General features: G+C 66.5%; 9 protein-coding genes. 3 read left to right on the top strand and 6 right to left on the bottom strand.

Features of this window, described 5'->3' with window-relative positions:
• Positions 1–336, top strand: a 336-nt coding sequence (locus ACNA0R_RS08635; RefSeq protein ID WP_415825541.1) for a TRAP transporter large permease subunit, incomplete at its 5' end; no start/stop codon positions are given.
• A 29-nt stretch (positions 337–365) separates the two neighbouring features.
• Here the strand turns inward: ACNA0R_RS08635 and ACNA0R_RS08630 are convergent.
• Positions 366–1787: an amidase gene (locus ACNA0R_RS08630; protein ID WP_415825540.1), complete on the bottom strand. Its 1422-nt coding sequence runs from the start codon at positions 1785–1787 to the stop codon at positions 366–368.
• Between the two features lie 126 nt (positions 1788–1913).
• Here ACNA0R_RS08630 and ACNA0R_RS08625 point away from each other — a divergent pair, with 126 nt between their 5' ends.
• A complete protein-coding gene (locus ACNA0R_RS08625; protein WP_415825539.1) occupies positions 1914–2951 on the top strand; it encodes a Bug family tripartite tricarboxylate transporter substrate binding protein in 1038 nt (345 codons plus the stop codon).
• Positions 2952–3011: 60 nt separating this feature from the next.
• On the opposite strand, the gene ACNA0R_RS08620 is transcribed toward ACNA0R_RS08625, so the two are convergent.
• The 3 genes from ACNA0R_RS08620 to ACNA0R_RS08610 all read right to left on the bottom strand — a co-directional run bounded on the left by ACNA0R_RS08620 (position 3012) and on the right by ACNA0R_RS08610 (position 6374).
• Positions 3012–3776, bottom strand: a complete 765-nt coding sequence (locus ACNA0R_RS08620; protein WP_415825538.1) for an aldolase/citrate lyase family protein — start codon at positions 3774–3776, stop codon at positions 3012–3014.
• 71 nt (positions 3777–3847) lie between these two features.
• Positions 3848–5368 carry a UxaA family hydrolase gene (locus ACNA0R_RS08615; RefSeq protein WP_415825537.1) on the bottom strand — a complete coding sequence of 507 codons (1521 nt, stop codon included), beginning with the start codon at positions 5366–5368 and terminating at the stop codon, positions 3848–3850.
• 4 nt (positions 5369–5372) lie between these two features.
• Complete coding sequence (locus ACNA0R_RS08610) at positions 5373–6374, bottom strand: Bug family tripartite tricarboxylate transporter substrate binding protein (RefSeq protein WP_415825536.1); 1002 nt, start codon at positions 6372–6374, stop codon at positions 5373–5375.
• Positions 6375–6506: 132 nt separating this feature from the next.
• Here ACNA0R_RS08610 and ACNA0R_RS08605 point away from each other — a divergent pair, with 132 nt between their 5' ends.
• Positions 6507–7454, top strand: coding sequence for a LysR substrate-binding domain-containing protein (locus ACNA0R_RS08605; protein ID WP_415825535.1), 948 nt, complete (start codon positions 6507–6509; stop codon positions 7452–7454).
• A 46-nt stretch (positions 7455–7500) separates the two neighbouring features.
• On the opposite strand, the gene ACNA0R_RS08600 is transcribed toward ACNA0R_RS08605, so the two are convergent.
• Entirely contained in the window at positions 7501–8325 is an 825-nt protein-coding gene (locus ACNA0R_RS08600; protein WP_415825567.1) for a phosphodiesterase, read from the bottom strand.
• Between the two features lie 8 nt (positions 8326–8333).
• Complete coding sequence (locus tag ACNA0R_RS08595) at positions 8334–9650, bottom strand: MFS transporter (RefSeq protein WP_415825534.1); 1317 nt, start codon at positions 9648–9650, stop codon at positions 8334–8336.
• Positions 9651–9737 lie beyond the last annotated feature (87 nt).

Raw genomic sequence — 9737 nt, 5'->3', positions numbered from 1 at the left:
GCGGTGAACATGCAGACCTCGTTCATGCATCCGCCTTTCGGCTTCGCGCTGTTCTACCTGCGCTCGGTCGCGCCCAAGGACCCGTACCGCGACAAGGTCACCGGCCGCACCATCGCGCCGGTCACCACCGGGCAAATCTACTGGGGCTCGGTGCCTTTCATCGTGATCCAGCTGCTGATGGTGGCGATGGTCATGCTGATGCCGGCCATGGTGATGCACTACAAGGGCGACCAGTCGCAGGTCGATCCGTCGTCGGTGAAGATAGACGTGCAGGGCGGCTACGGCAGCAGCGTATACGGCGGCGGGCAGGACGATCCCGGCGCGCAGTTCAAGTAATCGCTGGCCGCGGNACTACGGCCGGGCGGTCATGCGATCGGCCGGCCGTAGTGCCGCGGCGTCAATGCTTCGAAGGCCAGGGCGCGTCGCAGCAGCTCACCGTCCTGGCCCAGCGATCCGATGAACTGGATGCCGATCGGCAGCCCGGCGGGATCGAATCCATTGGGCAGGCTGATGGCGGGATTGCCCGTCATGTTGAAAGGCATCGTCCACGGGAACCAGTTGCTGCGTATGCCTTCGATGCGGCGGCCGGCGATCTCGAAGGGCTCGAACAAATCCTGCCGCAGCGGCAGCGCCGGCCGCAGCAGCGTCGGCGTCACGAGCATATCCGCGTCGGCCAGCAGGCTTTCGACATGGCGGAACAGGCGCGTGCGGGCGAACATGGCCTCCTGGTAATCCCCGGCCGTGTATGACTGGGCGGATTCGATCTGGCGGATGAAGGTCGCGCTGAAATCCGCCGGACGTTCCTGGACCAGCTTGCCGAAGCGGCTGCGCCATACCGTGTGATTGACGGTGCGCCAGATGGGTTCGACGTCGAATTCCTCGCCCGCGTCGAAGGCTTGCAACTGCGCGCCGGCATCCGCCATGATTTTCAGGGCGGCGGAGAAAGCCTGCTCTACGGAAGCTTCCACCAGCTTGCCGCGCGGCGCCAGGCAATACTTGATGCGGCAGCCGCGCAGCGTGGGCGCGGTCGTGTCGTCCATGACGGCGGCGCTGCCGCGCGCCATGGACCAGGGATCGCAGCCATCCGCGCCGGCCATGGCTTCCAGCATGACGATGGTGTCCATCACGGTGCGCGAAATGGGCGTCACATAGGTCTGGTTGCCGTAGCTGTCCTGTGCCTGGCTGTGCGGGATCACGCCCAGGCCCTGCTTGAGCCCGACCACGCCGTTCACCGACGCGGGAATGCGGGTGGATCCGCCGCCGTCCGTGGCGATGCCGATGGCACCGATGCCTGTCGCCACCGCGACGGCGGCGCCGCCGCTGGATCCGCCGCTGGAATGTTCCGCGCTCCATGCGTTGCGCGTGTCGCCGAACAGCGGCGATCGCGTAATGGATTGGCTGCCGAATTCCGGCGTGGTGGTCTTGCCGAACAGGATGGCGCCCGCCTGCTTCAGCCGCGCGACGGCCACGGCGTCCCGTTGCGGCACGTGGTCCTTGTAGGCCAGCGTGCCGTAGGTGGTACGCACGCCGGCCGTGTCCACCAGGTCCTTTGCCGCATAGGGGATGCCGTGCAAGGGGCCACGATAGCGGCCCGCCATGATCTCGCTTTCGGCGGCCTTCGCCGCATCCATGGCCGCGTCGCCGCACAGCGTGATGAAGCAGTTCAGCGAGGGCTGCAGGCGCTCCGCCCGCTCCAGCGTCGCACGGACGACCTCCACCGGCGAGACGGCCTTTTCCTTGATCAGTTTGCCCAGCTCGACCGCCGACGCGTAGCTCAAGTCGCTCATATTTTTCCCCTGGATGCGCGCCCGCATGGGTAAGTACCGATGCAGATACAAGCGCGGCGCGCTTAGTATCCCAGAAAATCCGGAACGCAGCCCGGCCGTTGGCGGGCCATACATGAGGCGGAAGTAATGACGAAGGAGTTTGCAGCCATTCATGCCAAGCCCGCACGCTTCCTGCGTGCCACCGCGCTGATGGTGCTGGGATGGTCGATGGCCGTGGCGTCCGCCGGTGCCCAGGGCACGCAACCCGCCGGCCTGCCCGATGGTTTGCCCAATGGTCTCATCAAGATCGTGGTGGGGTTCGCCCCCGGCGGCGCGGCCGACCTGACGGCGCGCACGTTCGCCGAGCAGTTGTCCAAGGAAGGCGTCAAGGAAGTCATCGTCGACAACCGGCCCGGTGCTTCGACGCGCATCGCCAACAGCTATGTGCAGCGCGCCGCGCCCGACGGCCTGACGCTGCTGCTGGCCACGTCGCCCGCCTTCACCATCTACCCGCATACCTACAAGAACCTGGGCTATGACGGCGACAAGGATTTCCGGCCCATTGCGTTGCTGGTGGACATCCCCACCGCCATCGTGACCGGTGTCGGCCAGCCGTACAGCAATATGAAGGAGTATGTGGCGTGGGCCAAGCAGCATCCCGCGAACGCCACGGTCGGGCTCGCGGCCCAGGGCAGTTCGGGCCAGCTGGGTACGATCGCGCTGGGTAAATCGATAGGCGTGGATTTCGCGCCGGTCGTCTACAAGGGCGCATCGCCCATGCTGGTGGACGTGGCCAGCGATCGCGTGTCGATGGGCTGGGACGCGGCGGCCAGCATGATGCCGCTTTATCAGGGCGGCAAGATCAAGTTCCTGGGGCTGAGCGGATCGAATCGCCTGGCCTCGCTGCCTGATGTGCCGACCATCAAGGAGCAGGGCTACCCGCAGTTCGAAGCGGCCACCAGTTTCTATGCGATCTTCGCGCCCGCCGGCCTGCCCGACAAGACCGCGGCGGCGCTGGAGCGCGTATTCCTGCAGGCCGCGCGGGATCCTGGCCTGGTGAAGCGCCTGCAGGAAAACGGCCTTATCGTGAAGCCCATGGATCACGCGCAGCTGGCGAACCGCGTACGCAAGGAGCGCGACTTCTGGGCGCCCATCGCCAGGCAGGCCGGCTTTCAGTTCGAGTAGCGCCGGGCGGTCTCCGCGTCGGCGCGGCCGTCGCGTCAAGCATCGGCGCGGCAGGCGGCGTCAGCAATCGAAGTCGCGCGCCAGCTCGCGCGCCGCACCGGCGAACAGCAGGATGTCCACGCCGGTCGCCACGAAGGTGCAGCCCAGTTGCAGGTAGCGCCGCGCCAATGCCGGGTCGGACGTCAATGTGCCCGCTGCCTTGCCGCTCGCGACGATGGCGCGGATAGCCGCTTCGATCGCCGCCTGTACATCGGGGTGGCCGGAATTGCCCCGATGCCCCATGGAGGCGGCCAGATCCGCCGGCCCGATGAATATGCCGTCCACGCCATCGACGTCGCACAGCGCGGGCAGGTTACGCAGGGCCGTCACGGTTTCGGCCTGTACCAGCAGGCATATTTCCTCGTCGGCCACGGCCAGGTAGTCGTCGCGCAGGCTCCATTGCGAGGCGCGCCCGACGGCGCTGCCCACGCCGCGGATGCCGCGTGGCGGATAGCGCGTCGCCGCCACCAGGGCGCGCGCCTGTTCCGCGGTGTCCACCATGGGGACCAGGAGCGTGCGCGCGCCGATGTCCAGCATGCGCTTGATGCGCGACGGATCGCCGTCGACCACGCGCACGACCGGATGGGACGGATAGGCGGCCACGGCCTGCAGCGACTGCAAGGTGCCGCGCAGGTCGGTGGGCGCGTGTTCGCCGTCGATCAGCAGCCAATGGAAACCGGCGGTCGCCGCTACTTCGGCCAGGTAGGAATCGGCCATGGACAACCACAGGCCGATGCGCGGCGTGCCGGACGCCAGCGCGGATTTGAAGGGATTCAGGGCAGGCATGGATGTGTTTCCGGGATGGGTGGTGGAGAAACGCCGCGTGCCGGCGGCCGCCGGCGGTACGGCGCGAGGATTCAGCTGACGATGCCCAGGTGCCAGGGGACGAACTCGTGATCGCCCAGGCCCAGCAATTCGCTCTTGGTGCGATGGCCGGACGCCGCCCGCAGGATGTGCTCGAAGATGCGCTGCCCCATTTCCGCGACGGTAAGCTCGCCGTCCAGCACGGGTCCGCAATCGATGTCCATGTCTTCCTCCAGGCGACGGTACATGGGTGTATTGCTCGCCAGCTTCAGCGTCGGCGCCGGCTTGGAGCCGAACATCGAGCCGCGGCCGGTGGTGAAGCAGATCAGGTTCGCGCCGCTGGCGATCTGTCCGGTGACCGCCACCGGGTCATAGCCGGGCGAATCCATGAAGACCAGGCCGGGCTGGTCTATCGGTTCCGCATATTCGTAGACGGCCTGCAAGGGCGTGCTGCCGCCCTTCATGGCGGAGCCCAGCGACTTTTCGAAGATATTCGCCAGGCCGCCCTGCTGGTTGCCGTGGCCCACCTTGCCGTTGAACTGCGCGTTCTGGCCGGCGGTGTAGCGTTCCCACCAGGCCAGGCGCGCCAGCAGCTTTTCGCCGACTTCGCGGCTGGCGGCGCGTCGGGTCAGCAGATATTCCACCCCATGGATTTCCGGTGTTTCGGAAAGAATGGCCGTGCCGCCATGCCGCACCAGGATATCCATGGCGGCCCCGAGCGCCGGATTCGCCGTGATGCCGGAAAAACCGTCCGAGCCCCCGCATTCCAGACCGATCTTCAGATGCTGCGCCGGGACCGCGCTGCGCCGGCATTCGTTCGCGACGGGCAACATGGCGCGGATGGCTTCGATACCGGCGGCGATGGTGGCGCGCGTGCCGCCGCTATCCTGCATGACCAAGGTACGCACGCGGGGATCGTTCGCCAGGCCTTGCGTATCGACCAGCGCATCGACCTGGTTGCGTTCGCAACCCAGGCCGACGATAAGGACGCCGGCCAGGTTGGGATGCCGCGCATAGCCCGCCAGGGTGCGCCGCAATACGTCGAAATGCTCGCTGGGTGAAGACATGCCGCAGCCACTGGTATGGGCGAAGGCCGCCACGCCGTCGACATTGGGATAGGGGGCCAGGCGGCCGGCGTCGAAGTGCGCGGCGATGGATTTGATGACTGTCGCCGAACAGTTCACGGACGACAGTATGCCGATGAAGTTGCGCGTGCCGACGCGCCCATCCGGTCGCACATAGCCCATGAATCTGGCCTGGCGCGCCGCCGGGACGGGGATCACCGGCACGGCGTCCTGGCAGAACGCCGGATCGCGATGGAAGTCCGCCAGCTCGACGTTATGCGTATGCACGTGCTCGCCGGCCTCGATGTCGCGGCCCGCCACGCCGATGACGACGTCGTACTTGCGCACGGCTTCGCCGCGAACGATGCGTCGCGCGGCGATTTTGTGGCCGGCCGGCACCTGGGCGCGTATTCGCAGGCCGAGCTCGTGGATGGATTGTCCCAAGGTCAGTCCATCGCGAGCGATCAGCACGTTATCGTCAGGATGCAGGCGGATAAGCGGAGAGGGCATCGGTTCAACTCTGTTGCAGCATTGCCTTGAGGCGCAGGCGATCGATCAGTTGGGTTTCCTGGGCGTAGACCTGGGCGACGTAGCGCTGGTAGTCGGGCCCATCCAGGTACATGACCGGCGCGTCCAGCTTGTCGGTGATTTGCCTGAATTCGGCGCTGGCGACGGCCTTGCGGAAGGCATCGCGCAGGACCTGTTCGACGGACGGGTCCAGGCCTTTCGGCGCGCCCACGCCGTTGGGCGCATCGACGACAACGTCATAGCCCAGGTCCTTGAGCGTCGGGCTATCGGTAAAGCGGGGCGGGCGCTGCGCGCCCCAGGTGGCCAGCAGGCGCAGATTGCCGGCTTCCACCTGTGGCGCCCAGGAACTGGAATCGGCCAGCATGTCGATCTGGCCGCCGAGCAGATCCTGCAGCGCCGGCGCGCCGCCCTTGTAGGCGATGGCGTTCAGCTGGATGCCGGCCGCCATGGCGAACTGCTCCATGCCGACATGCGTCGCGCCGCCCACACCCGCATGGCCGTAGGTGACCGCCCCGGGATGGGCCTTGGCGTACCGCACCATGTCGGGCAAGGTTTTGAAGCGCGAATCAGCCTTGACGACAATGCCGAAGGTCTGGCCGGATGTTCGTGCGATATAGGTGAAATCCGTGCGGGGGTCGGCCGCCAGCATGCCGAGCTGCGCGAAACGCGTCACCGAAATGGGTATCTGACCGATGGTATAGCCGTCCGGCCTGGCGCTGGCCAGCGCCTTCGCGCCTATCATGCCGGATGCGCCCGCCCGGTTTTCCACCACGATAGTCTGGCCCAGCGCTTTGGCGGCGGCCTGGCACAGCACGCGCATGGATTGATCGGCCGTCCCGCCCACCGCCCATGGACAGATGAAGGTGATGGGCCTATCGGGGAATGCCGCGGCATGGCCGGCGCGCGGCAGCAAGGCCAAGCCTGCCATGGCGGCGCCGCCCTTCAGCATTGTCCGCCGCAGCGGCTGGATTGCAGTGTCTTTTTTCATCGTCTCCTCGCTTATGGTGGCGGTTCGGTTCTGGCGACCGTATCCGCTGCCGATTGTGCCCACGGCTTACTTAACCGCCTAATCAAAAATCGGCATTGCTACATAACCTCGACGTTATGTAGACTGGCCGCCATGGCCCAACTCGACCGTGTTCTGCGCAGCAATATCAAGCTACGGCATCTCCAACTGCTGGTCGTACTGGACCAGTTCCGCCACCTGGGACACACAGCGGAGTTCCTGGCGGTCAGCCAGCCGGCCGTCTCGCGCATGCTGGGCGAAATCGAATCCATGCTGGGCCAAAGCCTGTTCCTGCGATCGACGCGCGGTACCGAGCCGACGCCGGCCGGCGCCGCCATGGTGCGCTTCGCGCGCTCGGCCCTGGCTCAATACGAGCGTACGCGCGACGAAATCGGCGCTGTGGAAAGCGGCGCGGCGGGACGTGTGCGTGTGGGCGCCATGGGCGTCGCCTTGTCGCCCCTGCTGGCCGATGCCGTGGACATGCTGAAGCAGCGCAGCCCGCGCGCCACCGTATTGGTCGAAACCGGCGACCTGACGAACCTGCTCCCCAAGCTGCGGCTCGGCGAAATCGACCTGTTCGTCGGACGCCTGGAACCGGGCTACGCCTCGCCCGATCTGACGACCGAAGTCCTATACGCGGAACCCATGGTCGCCGTGGTGGCGGCGGGGCACCCGCTGGCGCGCCGCCGCGCACCCAAGTGGGCGCAGATCGCCGCGATGCCTTGCGTGATGCCGCCGCCGTGGGCCTCGCTGCGAGTCAAGCTGGAACAGCAGTTCCATCGCTATGGCGTTCAACCGCCCGAGGACATCATCGAGTCATGGTCCTATCACGCGATCTCGGTGTTCGTGCGCCGGCGTGGGGCGGTGGGCTTCATGGCGCAAAGCGCCGCGCGGGAGTTCGAACAAGCCGGCGCATTGGCGGTGCTGCGGCTCGCCGTGGAGCTGGATCTGCCGGGAGTCGGCATCATCGCGATGCGTGACGTCGCGCCGACGACCGTCGCCATGCAGCTGATGCAGGGTCTGCGGCAGGCGGCGGTGTCCCGGCGCCGCCCGGCGCGTTAGCGTCGATTGCTGTCCGCCGACGTCCGGGCGCGCGGCCGAGGCCGCGTCAATCGATCAGTTTGCCGCTTTCATGGAAGGGATGCGGGCCGTCGAAATCGCCGATGGGCGCCAGATGACTGACGACGCGGCCATCCTGGCCCAGGGCATACAGCCTGAAGGCCGGCGGCTCCAGCACCCACGCCGACGGCGCTTCCGGCGATAGATCCAGGCATACCTGGTGCGCCGGGCTGGGGCATACGGTGGCGATCGTGCCGCCGAAGCGCTTTTCGATGGCGCGATGGTCATGGCCGCAGATCACGCGCTCCACATCGGGATGCCGCGCGATCACGGCTTCGAGCGCGGCACTGCCTTCCAGCAGGCCGATCCGGTCCATGTGGCCGATGAAGGTTTCGAAGGGCGGGTGATGAAGCGCCACGATCGCCGGTTCGCCGGCGTGGGCGGACAAGGTGGCCTCCAGCCAATCGAGCTGGTCCCGCCCGATGGCCCCGTGGCTTTGCCCCGGCACGCTGGTATCCAGGGCGATCACCCGCAGGCCGCCGATCTTGACGGCGTAATGCACCGGCCCGTCGGTTCCCAGATAGCCGTGCGCGGGAAAACTGCGCCGCAATTGATCGCGGTCATCGTGGTTGCCGGGCAGCAGATACACCGGCATATCCAGGTCGCGCAGCAGATCGGCCAGGTGCGCGTATTCCTCCGCCCGGCCGAAGTCCGTCAGGTCTCCGGTCAGGATCACCGCATCGGGGCGTTGCTTCAGCGCCATCACCGCCCGCGCGGCGCGCCGCAGATAGGGCGCCGTGTCGATGCGGCCATAGGCCAGGCGTCCGGGTTCGCGGATGTGCGGATCCGACAGTTGGGCGATCAGCGTGGTCATGGCCATGGTCAAGCTCTTGCCTGGTTCAGTTCCTCGAGACTGGTGCCCTTGGTTTCCGGCGCCAGTACAACGGAAATGATAAGACCCAGCGCGCCGATCGCCGAGAAGAACCACAGCGCGGCGCTGTTGCCCCACCAGGCAACGAAGTTGGGAAACACCAGCACGCCCAGGATGGAGCCGATACGGCTGACGGCGGTCGCCATGCCGGACGCGCCCGCGCGAATGTCGGTGGGGAATAGCTCGGTCGGATAGACGAAGTTCAGGATGCCCCCGCCCGAGTTGGCGAACAGCACGGCGCAGCTGAACAGCACCACCAGGAAACCGAAGCTTGGATTGCTGTTCATCGCCAGTACCACCAGCGCCGCCGTCAGTCCGGTGAAGGACGTGATCAGCAGTGGCCGGCGTCCCCAGCCATCCACGAGTTTCATGCCGATGAAGGCGCCCACCACGCCCAGCAGCGCGACGATGCCGGAGCCGACCAGGGTGGCCGCGTGCGAACCGTGGGCGAACGGCGAAATCAGCGTGGGCGTGTACATGGCGATGCCGTAGTAGGCGGTGGCGTAGCAAAACCAGAAGCCGAATACGAACAGGGTGCGCCGCGCCAGCGCGGGGCTGAACAGCTGCGCCAATCCGACCTTGCGTCCCGTATCGGCGGCCAATACGACGGGCTGGCCGGTGACCTTCAGCATGATGGCCTGCGCTTCTTCGATGCGTCCGCGCGACTGCAGCCAGCGCGGCGATTCCGGCAGGGTGATGCGGAAGAAGAAGATGATCAATGCGAACACCGCGCCGACCATGAACATATAGCGCCATGCCGCGGGGCCGGCGGGCAGGCAGGCCAGCCCCACCAGATAGGCCGCCACCGCGCCCACGAACCACATCGCCGCCAGGAAGGTACCGTGCTGGCCGCGCCGGTGGCGGGAACTGAATTCGGTGACCAGCGTGGCCGAGATCGGATAGTCCGCGCCGATGCCCACGCCCAGCAGAAAGCGGAAGGCGATCAGCTGCCAGATATCCTGGGACAGCGCGGTCAAGGCGGCGAAAATGACGAAGGCCAGCAGGTCCACCACATACATGGCCTTGCGGCCGTAGCGGTCGGTCAACCGTCCCAGCAGGAGGGCGCCGACGAAGGAGCCGATGATGGCGGACGACACCAGCAGGCTTTGCGCGCCGGCCTGCACGTTCCATTGCTGCTTGATCAACGGCAGCGCCACCGCCACGATGGTCAGATCGAAGCCATCCAGGAATGTCCCGCCCGCCGACAGCAAGGTGACCTTGCGCTGGAAGCGCGCGACCTGTGCCGAATCGAATCCATCGAAACTCATCTCTATCTCTCCTCCACCTGGCCGTGTACGTTTATGACAAGTCATAAATCAAGGATGCATGGTGCGCCTCCAAATGGGTGTTCGGCG

The organism is Bordetella sputigena (assembly GCF_965137885.1).
GTDB classification, from domain to species: Bacteria; Pseudomonadota; Gammaproteobacteria; order Burkholderiales; family Burkholderiaceae_B; genus Bordetella_C; species Bordetella_C sputigena.
This window is presented reverse-complemented; position numbering and strand designations above follow the sequence as displayed.

Excerpts from the sequence above, each read along its gene's own strand:
- ACNA0R_RS08595 (WP_415825534.1), bottom strand. The coding sequence starts at position 9,650 with ATGAGTTTCGATGGATTCGATTCGGCACAGGTCGCGCGCTTCCAGCGC.
- ACNA0R_RS08630 (WP_415825540.1), bottom strand. The coding sequence starts at position 1,787 with ATGAGCGACTTGAGCTACGCGTCGGCGGTCGAGCTGGGCAAACTGATC.
- ACNA0R_RS08615 (WP_415825537.1), bottom strand. The coding sequence starts at position 5,368 with ATGCCCTCTCCGCTTATCCGCCTGCATCCTGACGATAACGTGCTGATC.
- ACNA0R_RS08600 (WP_415825567.1), bottom strand. The coding sequence starts at position 8,325 with ATGACCACGCTGATCGCCCAACTGTCGGATCCGCACATCCGCGAACCC.
- ACNA0R_RS08610 (WP_415825536.1), bottom strand. The coding sequence starts at position 6,374 with ATGAAAAAAGACACTGCAATCCAGCCGCTGCGGCGGACAATGCTGAAG.
- ACNA0R_RS08605 (WP_415825535.1), top strand. The coding sequence starts at position 6,507 with ATGGCCCAACTCGACCGTGTTCTGCGCAGCAATATCAAGCTACGGCAT.
- ACNA0R_RS08625 (WP_415825539.1), top strand. The coding sequence starts at position 1,914 with ATGACGAAGGAGTTTGCAGCCATTCATGCCAAGCCCGCACGCTTCCTG.
- ACNA0R_RS08620 (WP_415825538.1), bottom strand. The coding sequence starts at position 3,776 with ATGCCTGCCCTGAATCCCTTCAAATCCGCGCTGGCGTCCGGCACGCCG.